Source organism: Xanthomarina sp. F1114 (assembly GCF_026410255.1).
GTDB lineage: Bacteria > Bacteroidota > Bacteroidia > Flavobacteriales > Flavobacteriaceae > Xanthomarina.
In genome coordinates this window covers 40,059-57,916 of sequence record NZ_JAPMLL010000001.1, presented here as the reverse complement: position 1 = coordinate 57,916, position 17,858 = coordinate 40,059, and the positions used below count along the sequence as shown (strand labels likewise).

The window sequence follows — 17,858 nt, the reverse complement described above, 5'->3', positions numbered from 1 at the left end:
AAATAGCGGTAAAACGGTTCCGTAAAAAATTTAAAAAACATGAAGCATCTTTCTAAACTCCCTAATATTGAAACCACCATTTTTACGGTTATGAGTGGTTTGGCGAATAAATACGAAGCCATAAATTTATCGCAAGGCTTTCCAAATTTTAAAAGCGATCAGAAATTAATTGATTTTGTTTCCAAAGCCATGAACTCCGGTTATAATCAGTATGCATTAATGGGAGGAAATATGGAATTACGTGAAGCTATTGCTAAAAAATTTGATTTGCTTTACGAAAGCACTTACCATCCAGAAACCGAAATTACCATTACAGCAGGAGCTACCCAGGCTATTTTTGATGTGATTACAGCTTTTGTTAGAGCAAACGATGAAGTGATTATTATAAAACCAGCTTACGATTGTTACGAGCCTTCGGTTTTAATTAATGGTGGAAAACCTGTGTCTATTCAATTAGAAGCTCCAAATTATCAAATTAATTGGATAGATGTAAAACAGAAACTTTCTTCTAAAACCAAAATGATTATTATTAACACACCACACAACCCAAGTGGTACCATTTTTAGTGAAGCTGATATGTTACAGCTTCAAGAATTAACAAAAAACACAAATATTATTGTTTTGAGTGATGAGGTTTATGAGCATATTGTTTTTGATGGTGAAAAACATCAAAGCGCATGTTTATTTCCAGATTTAAAAACTAGAAGTTTTATAACAGCCTCTTTTGGAAAAACATTTCATAACACAGGTTGGAAAATGGGATATTGTTGTGCACCAAAAGTCTTGATGGAAGAGTTTAGGAAAATACATCAATTTAATGTGTTTAGTGTGAATCATCCAGTTCAAAAAGGCTTGGCAGATTATATGCAAGACTCAAATACGTATTTAGAATTGTCTCAGTTTTATCAAAAGAAAAGAGACTTGTTTTTAAGTTTGATACAGGGTTCTAGATTCAAATTTAAACCCTCACAAGGCACCTATTTTCAAGTTTTAGATTATTCAGAAATTACCCAAGAATACGATGTTGATTATGCCAAACGTTTAACAGTTGAAAATGGTTTGGCATCCATTCCACTTTCGGTATTTAACGAAAATAAATTGGATAATAAGGTGCTGCGATTTTGCTTTGCGAAAACCGATGACACCTTAAAGAAAGCAGCAGATATATTGAATAAAATTTAGATTTTAAACTTTTTAGTTTCTTTAAAATTACCAAAACATCTCTGTAATAAAAAAAGCCAAATAAAGCTCATTTATTAGAAATTACGGTTTTTCCGTAACCCCTATTTCCACTTTTCGATGAAATGCATTTTTTTATAAAAATAAGGTGTATTAATAGTTTATTTTTTTTATATGTTTGCCTTGTCTAGTGGAAGCCTCTTAAAAGTAAAGCCATTAAAAGGTGACCAATAGATAGGTTGTACAACACAGCTAGCGCTAGTTTTTTACTTTTTTTTAAACAATATGGCTAAAAAATAGGCTTTACATTTTTAGTTTTATTGTGGCTTTACACTCTTGGCTTTACAACAATCTTTGGCTTTAACCAGTTTCGTACAAAGGGGTTTTTTTTTATGACTCTTATTTGTAAGGACTTGTTATGCTTACAATTAATGAAACCTTACAAATAACACGAAACAAACATTTTAAAAACAATTAATAATCATGAAAACATTAACATTATTTTTCTTTTTTCTATGCGCTTTTACTTTAACTACCCATGCCCAAATAACGAAAGGGAATTGGATGGTGGGAGGAGAAGTCAGTTTTCAAACATCAGAAAACACATCTAACGGAGCTTCTGATACATACTCTTACTTTTTTGCATCTCCTAATGTAGGCTACTTTTTTATTGATAAATTAGCAGGGGGGATAGCCTTAGATTTTGCATTTACAGATCCTTTCAAAAGTAACAATTCTCAAATTTATGGTTTTTCGCCTTTTTTTAGATATTATCTTTTAAAAGCAGAAAAAGAGTTTAATATTTTTTCTGAAGTTTCTTATGGATATAGTTTTGGTAAAAACGGCTTAGATGAAAAATCAAATAGTTCAGATTTTAATCTTAAGGGTGGAGTTGTTTTATTTTTAAACAATAGCGTTGGTATAGAATTAGCTGTAAGTTATCTAAATTCAAATAGTGAACTTAAAAGTAGAAATGTCAAAAGTAAACGCGAACAATTGATGTTTGGAGTAGGTTTTCAAATTCATCTAGAAAAATAATATTAATGATTTTCAACTAAATCATTAAGCAAAATGAAACATAAAATTTCTTATTTATCACTTATATTATTTTTATTATTATCAAAAATCACTTTCAGTCAAGTTACTGTAACAGTAGAAAACATGAATTACTTAAATGGTACAACAATTAGCAACTGTGGTGTTATTGATTTTGAGGATAATAGCTCTGTATCCATACAAATGTTTGTCAAAATGAAGAAACCTATTAATTTAGCTATGGGTAATAGTAATCTTATAATATATACTAAAAAAACGACTTCAACATATGAAGTAAGTAGATATTCACAAATCGTCCAAACTGTTAATTGGTCTGAATCTAATGGTGAACATATTTTCTATGCAACTATACCAATTACACTTAGTGCAATTGAGTTTAATGTAACTGGTGGCTTTTTGTATGCTTCATTAGAGTATTCGAATGGTTTGAGTTCAGAATCTTGTAATTATCCAATTGTTAAAGATGAAGTTCCAACTTTTACATTAAGTCCTTCGGGTACTGTTTATATGGCATGTGGTTCTACTAACCCGGTAAACTTTACGGTAGATAATGTCTATGATTCACAAGGAAGCTTAGAATACCATTGGTCCATAGGCACTGGTTGGTTAGATGAAAATGGAAATTCAACACCAGCTACATTTACCACAACAAGCGATAATATTACTTTAACGCCAATTGCAACCCCTCCAGGAAATGTAAATGTGGTTCCGGAACTTGACAATACATCTTATCCAGAATTAACAGCCATTTTTGGTTTAGCTCCTTATAATCCAACAAATCTAATATCCGGAAATAGTTCCTTATGCTCAACAGCTACCTATTCTGTAAACAATTTACCAAGTGGCGTTTCTGTAACTTCTTGGAGTGTTTCAGACAATACTATTGCTACTATTACAACAAATGGAAATCAAGCGACTTTAACAGCTACAGGAAATGGTACTGTTTCAATAACAGCCAACTTAATTAATGCTTGTGGACAAACAAAACCCATTGTAAAGAATAATATTTATGTAGGCGCACCAGATTTTTCACCTTATCCTGCCATGAGTGGAGATAATAATCCTATGGTAGGTGAATATAAATGGTATTCGGTTACTGGCGCAGAAGGAGCAACCAGTTACAATTGGTACTTTGATGTTGGAAATGGTGTTACTGGAACTAATATTGATGGCTGGGAAATACTTAATTACGGTTACCAAAATAAATCTATATATGTAAAAATTGGAAATCCGGGAACTACAGTTGTAGTTTGTAAAGCAACAAACGCTTGTGACACTAGAACCAAATATAAGTATGTTAATGTGAGAAGTCCAAATGACCCTTGTGGCGATTTTAGATTAAGTTCTAACCCTATGAAATCAGGAAGCTCTACTAACAAAATTATCTATCCTCCTATCGACCCTTGTGATAATGATCCTTTTGGTAAAACGGCTACAAATAGTAAAAAAATAAAAACCGTTGAAATTTTTAATTCGTATGGGGAACCTGTGTATTCAAAATCTCAAACCGAAAATGAATTTAACCTTAGTGAACTTAAAAAAGGATTTTATTTTGTTAAAGGTCAAATAACAAATGGAAAAACAATCACTAAAAAGTTAATTATTGAATAACTTTTAATTTAAAGCCCCAAAAAGTAATTTAATTTTATTGCCACGAATTCTCGAATAAGTTTATATTAAGTACTAAATGAGTATTTAAAAACATTCGTGTATTCGTGGCAAATTATTTTAAAAATCATTACTTTTAATACATGCAAAACGAATTAAAAATAGCCCTTATTCAAACAGAATTGGTTTGGGAAAATCCTCAACAAAATAGAATTCATTTGACTAAAAAAATAGAATCTATTTCAGAATCAGTAGATCTTATAGTGCTTCCCGAAATGTTTACGTCTGGATTTACTATGCATCCCAAAAAAGTGGCTGAAACTATGTTTGGAGAGACCGTTGTTTGGATGCAGGAATTAGCTTTAAAAAAACAAACAGCTATTATAGGAAGTTTAGTAATTTCTGAAAACAACAATTTTTATAACAGATTGTTATTTGTACATCCAAATGGCATGATTGAAACCTACGATAAAAAGCACACCTTTACACTTGCTGGCGAAGACAGAGTTTATACTGCTGGAAATAAGAAACTACTTGTAGCTTACAAAGGCTGGAAAATTTGCCCTTTAATTTGCTACGATTTACGCTTTCCAGTTTGGTCTAGAAATGTGGAAGATTATGACGTGTTAATTTATGTAGCCAATTGGCCAAAAGTAAGAACAACAGCTTGGGATACGCTTTTAAAAGCAAGAGCTATTGAAAACATGGCTTATTGCGTAGGTGTTAATCGTGTAGGTTTAGATAATAATAATCACGAATACAATGGACATTCGGCTGTTTTTGATGTTTTAGGTGAAAAAATAGACCATATTCCTGACAATAAAGAAGCCATTGAAATTGTTGTACTAAACAAATCTCATATAAAACTAAACCGAGAAAAGTTTAATTTTTTAAACGATAAAGATACTTTCTCACTAGAGTAAGGTGAAATCTATTATAGGATCCCAATTCGCTCTAACATCTATAACATCGGGGAAATAACTTGTCTTTTCTGGCTGTTGTTTTTTTAAATAGTTTCCAGAGTCGTATACGCCATTTTTATTACTATCATGTACCACTCTTAAATAATACTTGTTAGGCGATATAAATTTAAAGTCTATAGGTTCTGGTTCGCTACTGTATTTTTCTGCTTTAACTTCACCTTTGTCGTCTGTAAGTTGTACAATTACAGGGTAATTAGCATTTTTTAAGTTGACACGAACATTGCCATAATTTTCAAAACTCTTAGTGTTAAGTGTGTAATTTAAACTGTCATTTTTATTTCCAAAAAAATCTGTAATAGCATTGGGTAATACAAGAACTGTATATCTATTACTTTCAGTTTTATCAAAACTAAGAGCTAAGGTATTGGTTAAAGAATCTAATTTTGAATTAAATGTAACATCTAAAGAATCTTTATCCTTTATGCTAATTTTATCTCCAACAATTTTTTCAAAAGGTGTATTAGCCCAAATTTTAAAATCTTCTTCAAAACCAATACTTCCGGTTGGGGCCGCATTAATAATTAGCGTATCTCTTTTTTGTTCGCTTATTTTAACTATAAAGTCTTGGTTGTAGTTTTTATTACTAACATTAAAAATTAATGTATCTATTTCTTTAAAACGAGGTTTGTAATAGTAGTTTAAAGAATCTGTTTTGGCATCTTTTATAATTCGATAGCTAAAATCTTCTGGAGTTTCCGTTAGAATTTGGATGTTCATATTCTCATAATCGCCTTCATAACCAAAAGCTATTTTTTCGCCAGAAATTAAACGAGGGTTTATAATCTTAGCATCGGGATTTTCTTGAAACAGTTTTATAGTATAAAGTGAGTCTGTTGGAACTGTAATCGGATTTTTTAAGAATCCAATCTTATCACTTCTTTGTTGATATTTGCTGTCTTGGTTTTCATCTTTCAAAGCTACAAGCATGTATTTTCCAGCTTTAATATTATCAATTGAAAAGACAGTTGTACTATCTAGGGTATTGGTAATATATTTTGGTCTGTGTTTATAGATTGTAGAATCTGTAAAAGTAGAGTCCATTTCGTAAAGCATAACAGAAACATACTCATCAGGTTGGCGTAAAGTTGCGTCAATAATATTACCTTTTACCGAAAGGGAGTCGATATAATCTCCGGTAGAAAACACATATCTATAAAATGGATATGGGTTGGCTTCGTTATTATCTACAATACTATTTCCAAAGTTAAACGCATAGGTGGTGTTTGGATCTAAGGTGTCTTTTATTTTTATGGTAATGTATCTACTGGCAACTCCTTGTGGTGCTATTTCTGGAGCTGGATCCATAGGAGGAGAAATAATAAGCTGCTTTTGAAGGTTATTGACTTTTATAAACTCGTTAAAAACAATTTTTATTTGGGTTCCTGTAAAGTTAGTTGAAAAATTCTCCGGATCAGATTTTACAATTACAGGAGGTGTTACGTCTTTTTCTCCTCCACTTGGGCGGCCTCTATTAGCACAATTGGCAAATAACAAGCAAACAAAAATAAGATATAGAGGTTTGTAAAAAGCGCGATTCATTTTATGTTTTTAAATTAGATACAAAGAAACAATTTAATTCTCATACAGAAAACAATCCTTAAACTATTGCCATGGAAGCCATGCTAATTTTAACATTTTTGGCTTTGTTTAATACAGATATACATGCTTCCATAGTTGCCCCAGTGGTTATAATATCGTCCACTAAAAGTACGTGTTTGTTCTCAATTTTTTCCTTATTCTGAATACTAAAAAGCTCATCGTTGTTAATCCATCTACTCAATCTAGACTTATTTACTTGGGAAGCCGTGTTTGTTATTTTTATTAAGACATCGTCGCAATATTCGGTGTTTAATTGTAAAGCAATTTCTTGTCCAAATTTAGCAACTTGGTTATAGCCTCTTTTTTTTAGTTTCTTCTTATGAAGTGGAACGGGAATTACTAAGTCTATATTTTCATAGTTTTTTGTTTCTTTCAATTCAGATCCTAGCCATTTACCTAAAAACAGGCCAACATCTTCGTGCCCTTTATATTTTAAATTATGTATTAGTTGTTGAGTAATGCCTTTTTTTTCAAATCTTAATAAGGCGGTAGCCTGCTCTAATTTTGCTCGGCCATAAAAAATTTTTAAAACCGAATCGTCGTTTTCAAGATGAAAATTGGTAACTGGCAAACTATGTCTACAATTAGTACAAATATATTGTTCAAAATCGCCTAACTGAAACTGACAAGCAAAACATACTTTCGGAAAAAACAAGTCTAAAACTGATTTCAACATCTTTGTAAGAATTTAACTTAAAGATAACAATAACTTTTAAGCTTGAAACCTGTTTTAAATCAGTTATTTATGACTTCAACAATTATTTTATCAGTTCATCGAATAAAATAAGATTAGAATGTCATTCTTTATAGTTTTGTATGATAAAATATTAAATTAAGATGATAGTTAACCCTCAATTATTTAACTACAGATTAATTATAGGTACATTGGTAATAGCAATTGTTATTTTAGGGTCTTATGGCTTTGTAAAGTATCAAGCACTTAAAAATCATCAATCATTTGTAGAACAAGAAACTTCACTTGTTCAAAATGAACTACACGAAATGATTAAAAGTTATGATACAATTCGAGCAAATAGCAATACCACAGATATAGAATTAGCTAAGGCTAAAGCAAAAGTTTCAAATGTTTTAGACTCGGTTAGATTTTTCTCAACAGACGTATCCGTAATTTCTAAGTATAAAAATCAAATAGCAGTTCTTGAAAAAGAAAGGTCGCGTTTATATAGAAAATATAATGTGACTGAAAAACAAAATAAATCGCTTGAAGTAGAACTTTATTCTTTGACTGATCAGATGTTTAATCAGCAAAAGCAATTAAATCTTTTAAAAGAAGAAAACTTGATTTTGTCTAAAACCATTAAAAAGATTCAGTCAGTTTCTGCAGAGAATGTTCAAGCAATGGCATTAAGAACCGTGAGTACAAGGAATGATGCGAAAACGAATAAAATTGATAAATTAAACCATATAGAAGTCTGCTTAACTCTTTTAAGCAATGAGTTTACACCAAAAGGAAATAAAAATATCTTTGTTCAAATACTTGGGCCAGATAACCAGTTGGTAGTAGAAAGAGGTCATGTAAATTTTAAAAATCAGGCCTTAAATTATAGTGGAATGACAGTGGTTAATAATAGTTACGACAATATTGATGTCTGCACTAAAATTAATGTAGAATCTAAAGAATTATTTGAAAAAGGCACCTATTCAATTCTTGTTTATAATGACGATTTAGAGATAGGAAAAACAGAAATAGACCTAAAATAACTAACCAATAATATATTTGTGAAAACCGTTCCTTTAATGGGAACGGTTTTTTATTTTTGCACTATGGCAAACGATGATCAATTTAAGAAAGTAATCTCTCACGCAAAAGAGTATGGTTACGTGTTCCAAAGTAGTGAAATTTACGACGGACTAAGCGCAGTGTACGACTACGCTCAAAATGGAGTGGAGTTAAAGAAGAATATTCGTGACTATTGGTGGAAAGCCATGGTCCAAATGAATGAAAATATTGTGGGTATTGATGCTTCCATATTTATGCATCCTACCACTTGGAAAGCTTCAGGGCACGTAGATGCCTTTAACGATCCATTAATAGACAATAAAGATTCTAAAAAACGCTATAGAGCAGATGTTCTTATTGAAGACTATTGCGCTAAAATAGAAGCTAAAATAGAAAAGGAAGTCAAAAAAGCAGAAAAGCGCTTTGGAGAAGCCTTTAATAAAGAAGAATTTGTTTCTACAAATCCACGTGTTGTTGGATATCAGGAAAAAATAACTGAGATTCTTAGCAGAATGGGGAAATCTTTAGGAAATGAAGATTTAGCAGATGTTAAAGCGCTTATTGAAGAACTGGAAATAGCGGATCCTTTAACTGGCTCCAAAAACTGGACAGATGTAAAGCAATTTAACCTCATGTTTGGAACCAAACTTGGTGCAAGTGCAGAACATGCTATGGATTTGTATTTACGTCCGGAAACAGCTCAAGGAATTTTTGTAAACTTTTTAAATGTTCAGAAAACTGGACGTATGAAAATCCCTTTTGGAATTGCGCAAACAGGTAAAGCTTTTAGAAATGAAATTGTTGCTAGACAGTTTATTTTTAGAATGCGTGAGTTTGAACAAATGGAAATGCAGTATTTTATAAAACCAGGAACTCAAAAAGAATGGTTTGAGTATTGGAAAGAACATAGAATGAAATGGCATAAATCTCTAGGCCTGGGTGAAGATAATTACCGTTTTCACGACCATGAGAAATTAGCTCACTATGCAGATGCTGCTACAGATATAGAATTTAAATTTCCATTCGGATTTAAAGAATTGGAAGGAATTCACTCTAGAACAGATTTCGATTTAAAACAACACGAAGCCTTTTCTGGAAAGAAATTACAATATTTCGATCACGAAGACAATGCAAGTTATACACCGTATGTACTTGAAACTTCTATAGGTTTAGATAGGTTGTTTTTGGCTGTGTTTTCTAACTCTTTAGTTGAAGAGGAATTAGATAACAATACAACAAGAACCGTTTTAAAATTACCAGCAGTTTTAGCTCCTGTAAAAGCAGCTATTTTGCCTTTGGTTAAAAAAGATGGCTTGCCAGAAATAGCCAAACAGATTTTGGAAGACCTGAAATGGGATTTTAATGTGGTTTACGACGAAAAAGACGCCGTAGGAAGACGATACAGACGTCAAGATGCCAACGGAACGCCATTTTGTATTACTATAGATCATGACACTTTGGAAGATAATACAGTTACTATTAGACATAGAGATACTATGGAGCAAAAACGCGTAAAGATTGAAGAATTAAACGAAATAATAAAAACTGAGGTTGATATGAAGTATTGGCTTCAAAAAATGTAGAATTCTTGTAAAAATAAGAATATTAAAATAAACTTTAGCTTGAAACCGATAGGTCTTCGGCCAAGCTAAAACTAAAAACAAAACTCCCAAACTTATTTAGCTTGGGAGTTTTTGTTTTCTAACTAGTCCATCTTAAATCGCAATAAACGCAACGCATTTATTACAACAACTATGGTAGAGCCTTCGTGAAAAAGTACCGCCACACCAATATTGGTAAGTCCTAAAATAGTAACAGGAACCAATAAAGCAACAACACCCAAACTTATAATAATGTTTTGTTTGATAATACGTTTAGACTCTCTGCTTAAACCAATAGCAAAAGGAAGCATTTCAATTTTATCAGACATTAAAGCAACATCGGCAGTTTCTAAAGCTACATCGCTTCCGGCTGCTCCCATAGCAACACTTACGGTGCTTAAAGCCATAGCTGGAGCATCATTAACTCCATCTCCAACCATGGCTATTCTTTTATCTTCTTTTAATAGGGTTTTTACAGCTTCCACCTTGTCTTCAGGAAGTAAATTCCCCTTAGCTTCGGTTAAACCTATTTGTTTAGCAATGGTATCTCCAACATTCTGATGATCGCCAGTAAGCATCACCATCCGTTTAATGCCAATTTCTTTTAAACGTTTTAAAGTGCTTACCGCTGTTTTTCTTGGCACGTCCATAACACTTATCAGTCCAACAATTTCCATTTTATAAGCTACAAGCATCACTGTATGACCTTGTTGTAAAAGAGTTTCCATTTTAGAGTTTACAGAATCTTCCACCAAAATCCCTTCATCTAGCATAAGTCTTGTGTTTCCTATAAAAACGGTTTCATTTTTATAGATAGCTTCAATTCCTTTTCCTTGAATGGCATTTATTTCAGAAGCTTCTCCAAGATACTTAATTTGATACTGTTCTTTAATATCTTTTGTAATAGCTTTAGCGAGTGGATGATTGCTTAAGCGTTCAACTTCTAAAACCAGTTGTAAAAAATCGGTTTCACTAAAACCATTAAACGGAATTACCTTGGTTAATTTTGGTTTCCCTTCAGTAAGAGTTCCTGTTTTATCGAAAGCAATAGTAGAAATAGCACCTAAATCTTCAAGAGCTTTTCCACCTTTAATCAAAACACCTTTTTGAGCTGCTCTGGCAATCCCACTCAAGACAGCACTTGGCGTAGATATAGCCAATGCACACGGACTTGCTGCTACTAAAACGGTAATAGCTCGATACAGACTTTCTTGAAAGGTTTCGTCTATAATTAAGTATGCAAAACACAAGATAACAACCAAAATAATGACAATAGGAACGTAAATTTTCTCAAACTTTTTAGTCATCCGTTGAGTTGGCGATTTCTGAGTCTCAACTTCACTTACCATTTTTACCAAACGCGCTACTGTGGAATCTTTGCTAAGTTTTAAGACTTGAACTTCTATATGTCCATCGCCATTAATAGTTCCAGTAAATGCAATATGGTTTTTATCTATGTCTTTAAAATCTGGTAAATTATCTAAATTTGGGATGGCCGTTTTATCAACCGGCATACTCTCTCCTGTAATTGGTGCTTGATTAATGCTGCTATGTCCTTTTACAACAACCCCATCTGCTGCAATTTTTGTATGTGGCTTAACAACAATAATATCGTTTATTTGTAATTCTTCAATAGGAGTTTCAACAAGTTTTCCAGCTTTATTTACTAGCGCTGTACTTGGCGATAAATCGTTTAAAGCTTCAATAGATTTGGTGGCTTTATTCATGGCATAACTCTCCAATGCATGACCTAAACTAAACAAAAACAAAAGTAAAGCACCTTCGGCCCAACTGCCAATATAAGCAGCGCCAATAGCGGCAGCAATCATTAAAAAGTCAATATCAAAACCTCCTCTGGAGATTTTTTGTGTAGCCTCAATAGTTATAAAATAGCCCCCGAAAAAATAGGCAATTATATAAATACTTAAGTGTGACCAAGCTGGGGTGGATGTGGTTTTTTCTAAAATAAATCCGATTAGCAAAAAAACGCCACAAAGTATCGAAAAATATAAATCTGTACGCTTTCCAAAAATACCACCATGATCATGGTGATGTGTGTCTTCTTTATGTTGAGCCATTGAATTCTAAGTGTTGATTTTGGGTTGTTAAAATATATGTTTAAAAGAAACTTATTTTTGCTTAATATATAAAATTTAATGACTGTGTCCGCCCTCACTGTCATTAAGTAGCATATAGGCTCCATTTATTAAGATTTTCTTGTCTTTTAATTCGGTTTGGTTTAAAATTTCAACAAAATCTTCGGTTTCAATACCTTTTTTAATTTCTACTTTCTCTAAATGATATTCTGTTTCAGTTTTATCTTTTAAAACCAATACAAAAGAATGATCTTCTACTGCGATTATAGCTTCTTTTGGTACGGCCATTTTTTTTACATTACTAATAATAATATCTGCTTCGGTAAACATACCAACAATAAATTGTGTTTGCCCTTCTTCTATATGACCGTGAACTTTTACGCGTCGGCTTTTTTCGTCGATAGTTGTCCCTACCAAATGCACATCGGCTTTATAAATACTATCAGAAGCTTCTGGAATTGTAAATAATATTTCTTGGCCTTTTTTAATCTTCAAAATATCCTTCTCAAAGACTGAAAGTTCTAGATGGATATGGTCTGTATCCACAATTTCCATAATAATGTCTGAAGGCGATACATAAGAGCCATTACTTACATAGACTTTTGTAACATATCCTTCAATTGGAGCATATAAATTAATAGTAGATGTTATGTTGCCTTGTTCTACAGAACTTGGATTAATATGCATCATTTCAAGTTTTTTACGCAGGCCATTGTATTGTGCTAAATTACTTTTATACGTGCTTTCTGCTTTTAAGAAATTCTTTTGCGATGTAATATTTTCATCATACAAGGTTTTTTGTCTTGTAAACTCAGATTTTAAATAGCTTAATTGCTCGGCAACTTCTAAATAGTTTTGCTGAATTTCTACAAATTCCGGGTTTTCCAAAGTAACAAGTAATTGTCCTTTTGTTACTTTATCTCCAATTAACAAAGGTGTTTTAGTAACATATCCGCCAATAAAAGAAGTCACACTAGATTTATTATGAGGAGGTACATCTATTATTCCATTTGTTTTTACGCTTTGGCTAAATTCTTCTTCCGAAAGAAAACCAAAAGCCATCTTCTCGCCTTCAAACTGTTGGATTGTAATGTCTATTTCATTAGAACCTGATTGAATTTCTTCAGTAGCTTCTATGTTTTTTTCTGAATTTCCACAGGCTACTAAAACCAATGAAAATATAAGGATATATAGGTTTTTCATTTTTTATAAAATTAAATAATTGATAGCAATTACTGTTTGATTGTATGTGTTTAAATTGTCTAAATAGCTAAGTTCAATCTCTTTTGCAGTCTCTAAACTTTGTATGTACTGAAAGAAATCTATTTCACCTTCTTTAAAAGTGCGTTCGGCTGTTTTTATTATTTCTTCGGAAAGATGTTTCCCTTGAGTTTCATAATAATTAATGGCTTCTTCGTTTTGCTGAAGTTTTGCTAACAAGGATTGATATTCGGCATTTAATTTTACTCTGTAGTCCTCTTGTTGTTCTTCAATAACTTCTTGAGCAATTTTTGAAGCCTTTATTTTAGAGGCATTTCCACTAAAAAACAAAGGAATTTTTAGACCAAAGGTGTAACCAGCAAAATGTCTGTCAATGCCACTATTGCTACCTTGGAAATATTCTACGTTTAAATCTGGTAAAAGACTTTGTTTCTCTTTTTTATTTAAAGCTTGATAGTAGTTTTTAGAAAACTCGAAAGCTGCTAAACCAATATTATCTGTTGTACTAATTTGCTCTAATTCTAATTTTAAAAGAGGCTGACTGGCTATGATTAAACTATCTGTTTGAACCACTTTTTTTAGATGTTCTGTAGCTAAAACAATTTCTTGTAACACTTGTTTATAACGTGTTTCTAATTGTTTTTGTTTGGATTGAGCAGTAATCATTTCTAGATAATTGGTTTCTCCAAGTTCAAAACGTCGTATGGCAGAAACAGCAAAATTTTCATATAAACTATCTAAAAACTTATAGACATGTGCTTTGTTTTTCACATAACTCAACTGATAATACTTGAAATAAACATCCCGTTTTAATTGTTGCAACTCAATACTGTACTGCGTTTCCTGTAACTGATGTTGCGCTTTATTTACTTTTTTATCAGCAAAATAAACTGTCGGAAATTTGAAATCTTGCGAAATACCAAACACTTTTAAAGGTTCGTTGTTTTCTGCAAGATTACTTTCGTCGTAATTATAATAAATAGCTGTTTTATCAAAATTAAAAGCACTTTCAATTAAGGCATCAGCTTCATCCACTTTTAAAGAGGAAGCTTTTAAGCCCGAATTATTCTCGATGGCTAAAGAGACAGTTTCTTCAATTGTCAACGGATTTTGCTGTGCTTTCATTTGAAATGATAAAAACAAAATCATGATAGCTACCACTCCTTTTTTATTCATTTTAAGTTCTTTTTTCTGTTCTACCCATGCGTAAATTATAGGAAGAACCACTAAGGTTAATATAGTTGCGCTAACCAAACCACCAATAACAACCGTTGCTAACGGGCGTTGGACTTCGGCACCTGCATTTGTAGAAATGGCCATGGGTAAAAACCCAAGTGCAGCTGCCGATGCTGTTAACAATACGGGGCGTAAACGCTCGCTTGTACCAAGTTTTATGCGTGCTTCAATATTTGTCATACCACGAGTTTTAAGTTCTTTAAAATGTTCTATTAGTACAATGCCATTTAGAACGGCAATACCGAAAAGAGCTATAAATCCAACACCTGCCGAAATACTAAATGGCAAGTCTCTTATCCATAATAATAGAATACCACCAACTGCCGAAAGTGGAATAGCAGAATACACCATCAACGCGTCTGTAACGGAATGGAAAGCAAAATAGAGCAGAATAAAAATAAGTACTAAGGCTACTGGCACAGCAACCATTAATCTGGCTTTTGCACTTTGTAGATTTTCAAATTGCCCACCATAAGTCATGGTATAACCTGTTGGAAGGTTTAGGTCTTTGTCGAGGATGGTTTGAATGTCGTCCACAACAGACTGCAAATCTCTATTTCTTACATTAACACCAACTACAATACGTCTTTTGGTATCATCTCTAGAAATTTGCGCCGGACCAGTTGTATAATTAATTTCAGCCAATTCACTTAAAGGAATTTTAGCCCCATTTGGTGTATCTACATATAGGTTTTTTAGGCTTTCCAGATTTCTTCTTTGATTTTCGTCTAAACGAATAACGAGATCGAAACGTTTTTCACCCTCAAAAACAGAACCTACAGTCCCACCGGCAAACCCCATAGAAATAATGTCGTTTAAATCTGAAATATTTAGACCATAACGAGCAATTTTACTTCGGTTAAAGACTACGCTCATTTGTGGTAAGCCCGCAACTTTTTCAACAATAATATCCGAGGCACCATCTACGTTTTCAATAAGGTTTTTAATCTGATTGGCTTTACTGGCTAAGATATTTAAATCTTCACCAAAAACCTTGATAGCAACATCCGCACGAACACCAGTAACCAATTCGTTAAATCTCATTTCAATTGGTTGGGTAAATTCTACCTCCATTTCGGGAATCACAGAAAGTGCTTCTTTAAATTTGTCTGCCAGTTCATTTTTACTAGAAGCAGAAACCCATTGTTTTTTAGGTTTTAACTTTATAATTACATCGCTTTCTTCCATAGACATGGGATCTGTGGGAACTTCAGCTGCACCAATTCTACTTACTACTTGGTCGACTTCCGGAAAATTATCTAATAAAATCTGTTCGATTCTAGTGGTAATTTCTATGGTTTTAGTGAGTGAAGTTCCTGTTTTTAAAACCGGCTGAATTACAAAATCGCCTTCGTCTAAAGTTGGAACAAATTCGCCTCCCATTTTACTGAAAATCCAGAAACTTGAAGCTAATAGAATAATAGAAAGAGAAATAACCACTTTTTTATGATCTAAAGCCCAATTAATAATAGGCTGGTAGCCTTTATTTAAAGCTTTCATCAGGCGAACAGAAATATTTTTATCGCTTTGAACAGTTGGTTTTAAAAATAAAGAGGAAATAACCGGCACATAGGTTAAACAGAATATCATAGCTCCAATTAACGCAAAACTGAAGGTCATTGCCATAGGTTTAAACATTTTCCCTTCAATACCACTAAGAGATAGAATAGGAATAAAAACGATTAAAATAATGAGTTGTCCAAAGATGGCCGAATTCATCATTTTTGAAGAGCTCTTTAAAGTAATGGCATCGATATCTGCTTGTTGGTTCTTTTTTGAAAGTGAACTAATCTTGGCACTTTGCGCTGTAATTTGAAAAGCAATAAACTCCACAATAATGACGGCTCCATCGATGATAATTCCAAAATCGATAGCTCCCAAACTCATTAAATTGGCGTCTACTCCAAAGAGATTCATCATGGAAATGGCAAACAATAAACTCAACGGAATTACGGAGGCCACAACCAAACCAGAGCGCCAGTTTCCTAACAATAAAACCACCACAAAAATGACGATAAGCGATCCTAGAATTAAATTTTCAGCAACCGTATACGTGGTTTTATTTATAAGTTCTGTTCTTTCTAAAAACCCATTAATATAAACACCTTCTGGCAAAGACCCTTCAATAGAAGCGATGCGCTCTTTTACAGCTTCAATAATTTTGTTGGAGTTCCCATCCTTAAGCATCATAATCTGCCCTAAGACTTTCTCGCCTTCGCCATTTCCGGTAATCGCTCCAAATCGGGTAGCAGATCCAAAGCCAACTTTTGCAACGTCTTTGATATAGATAGGAACGCCATCGTTTTTTACTACAATATTTTTAATGTCTTCCAAGGAAGTAACCAAACCTTCACCTCTAATAAAAAAAGCCTGATTGGTTTTTTCAATATAGCCACCACCAGCTACACTGTTGTTTTTTTCTAGTGCTGTGTAAATTTCAGAAACCGAAATATTCATAGCATGTAACTTTTGCGGATTGACAGCAACTTCATATTGTTTTAAAAATCCGCCCCAGGTATTTACTTCAACAACTCCTGGAATTCCCGACAGTTGTCGTTTTACAACCCAATCTTGAATGGTTCGTAAATCGGTAATAGAATACCTGTCTTTATATTCGGGTTTAACATCTAAAATGTATTGGTAAATTTCTCCCAAACCTGTAGTAATTGGTCCCATTTCGGGAGAGCCAAAGCCTTCTGGGATGATTTCGGAAGCCGATTTAATTTTTTCAGCAATAAGTTGTCTTGGTAAAAACGTGCCAAAATCGTCTTCAAAAACAATGGTAACAACCGATAGGCCAAATTTAGAAACCGATCGGATTTCTATAACTCCAGGTAAATTAGCCATTTCTAATTCTACGGGATAAGTGATAAATTGTTCCACATCTTGAGTGGATAAATTTCTGGAGGTGGTAATAACTTGTACTTGGTTATTGGTAATATCTGGAACAGCTCCAATAGGAATTTGGGTTAAGGAAAAAACTCCAATACCAACCACAAAAGCCATAAATAGAAGAACAATAAGTTTGTTCTTTAAACTGAATTTAATGATGTTTTCTAACATAATTCGTATGTAAAAAGTGTTAAGCCATAAAAAAATAGCTTATAAAAAATAACTTAAATCACGAGTGAATTATGCGAATTTTGGAGGTTGAAAAACAGCAGGTTTTTCAAATGAAGAAGTAGATTCTTTATAAAAGAAATTACAAGGAATTTCAATAAAAGCAGGCTGTTCTAAAGTGAAATTTACATTAGGTAAAGTAAACGAAAGTGTTGTATGAGCACAACTTTGATGGTGTTTAAAAGGCAAATCTTCATGTCCTTCATGCTCATTTTCGTGCTGAAATTTATCATCGCCGTAATGTTCCACTATAAAATCGAAAAACGAATCGCCATAAGTTTCTTGGTGATATTCTGCATGCTCCATTAAGGCGCTAAGTTTTGAAAGGTCTTCAAAACCAAAGTTAAAACTCTGTACAAGAATTAAAACCGAATATGTTATGGCAACAAGTTTATGCATATAAGTTGCTAAGTTACAA

12 protein-coding genes are annotated in these 17,858 nt (G+C 32.8%); 6 read left to right on the top strand and 6 right to left on the bottom strand.

Going from position 1 to position 17,858, the window contains the following annotated elements; genetic code table 11:
• Positions 1-39: 39 nt before the first annotated feature.
• The 4 genes from OS188_RS00225 to OS188_RS00210 all read left to right on the top strand — a co-directional run bounded on the left by OS188_RS00225 (position 40) and on the right by OS188_RS00210 (position 4,766).
• Positions 40-1,182 carry a methionine aminotransferase gene (locus OS188_RS00225; RefSeq protein WP_267146793.1) on the top strand — a complete coding sequence of 381 codons (1,143 nt, stop codon included), beginning with the start codon at positions 40-42 and terminating at the stop codon, positions 1,180-1,182.
• Positions 1,183-1,662: 480 nt separating this feature from the next.
• On the top strand, positions 1,663-2,217 hold the full coding sequence (locus OS188_RS00220; protein ID WP_267146792.1) for a hypothetical protein: 555 nt from the start codon (positions 1,663-1,665) through the stop codon (positions 2,215-2,217).
• A 33-nt stretch (positions 2,218-2,250) separates the two neighbouring features.
• Positions 2,251-3,846, top strand: a complete 1,596-nt coding sequence (locus tag OS188_RS00215; RefSeq protein WP_267146791.1) for a T9SS type A sorting domain-containing protein — start codon at positions 2,251-2,253, stop codon at positions 3,844-3,846.
• Between the two features lie 140 nt (positions 3,847-3,986).
• Positions 3,987-4,766 carry an amidohydrolase gene (locus OS188_RS00210; protein WP_267146790.1) on the top strand — a complete coding sequence of 260 codons (780 nt, stop codon included), beginning with the start codon at positions 3,987-3,989 and terminating at the stop codon, positions 4,764-4,766.
• Here the strand turns inward: OS188_RS00210 and OS188_RS00205 are convergent.
• Together OS188_RS00205 and OS188_RS00200 are read right to left on the bottom strand one after the other, a co-directional pair.
• Complete coding sequence (locus OS188_RS00205) at positions 4,758-6,365, bottom strand: Ig-like domain-containing domain (protein WP_267146789.1); 1,608 nt, start codon at positions 6,363-6,365, stop codon at positions 4,758-4,760. The genes OS188_RS00210 and OS188_RS00205 overlap by 9 nt on opposite strands.
• Before the next feature lie 58 nt (positions 6,366-6,423).
• A complete protein-coding gene (locus OS188_RS00200; RefSeq protein ID WP_267146788.1) occupies positions 6,424-7,101 on the bottom strand; it encodes a ComF family protein in 678 nt (225 codons plus the stop codon).
• A 161-nt stretch (positions 7,102-7,262) separates the two neighbouring features.
• Here OS188_RS00200 and OS188_RS00195 point away from each other — a divergent pair, with 161 nt between their 5' ends.
• Entirely contained in the window at positions 7,263-8,147 is an 885-nt protein-coding gene (locus OS188_RS00195; protein ID WP_267146787.1) for a DUF8428 domain-containing protein, read from the top strand.
• Between the two features lie 63 nt (positions 8,148-8,210).
• A complete protein-coding gene (locus tag OS188_RS00190) occupies positions 8,211-9,749 on the top strand; it encodes a glycine--tRNA ligase (protein WP_267146786.1) in 1,539 nt (512 codons plus the stop codon).
• A 122-nt stretch (positions 9,750-9,871) separates the two neighbouring features.
• Here the strand turns inward: OS188_RS00190 and OS188_RS00185 are convergent, their stop codons facing one another.
• From OS188_RS00185 to OS188_RS00170, 4 genes are all read right to left on the bottom strand, one after another.
• Positions 9,872-11,845, bottom strand: coding sequence for a heavy metal translocating P-type ATPase (locus tag OS188_RS00185; protein ID WP_267146785.1), 1,974 nt, complete (start codon positions 11,843-11,845; stop codon positions 9,872-9,874).
• 75 nt (positions 11,846-11,920) lie between these two features.
• Complete coding sequence (locus OS188_RS00180) at positions 11,921-13,066, bottom strand: efflux RND transporter periplasmic adaptor subunit (protein ID WP_267146784.1); 1,146 nt, start codon at positions 13,064-13,066, stop codon at positions 11,921-11,923.
• A 3-nt stretch (positions 13,067-13,069) separates the two neighbouring features.
• Positions 13,070-17,383, bottom strand: coding sequence for a CusA/CzcA family heavy metal efflux RND transporter (locus OS188_RS00175; RefSeq protein ID WP_267146783.1), 4,314 nt, complete (start codon positions 17,381-17,383; stop codon positions 13,070-13,072).
• 69 nt (positions 17,384-17,452) lie between these two features.
• Complete coding sequence (locus OS188_RS00170; protein WP_267146782.1) at positions 17,453-17,839, bottom strand: hypothetical protein; 387 nt, start codon at positions 17,837-17,839, stop codon at positions 17,453-17,455.
• Positions 17,840-17,858: the final 19 nt, after the last annotated feature.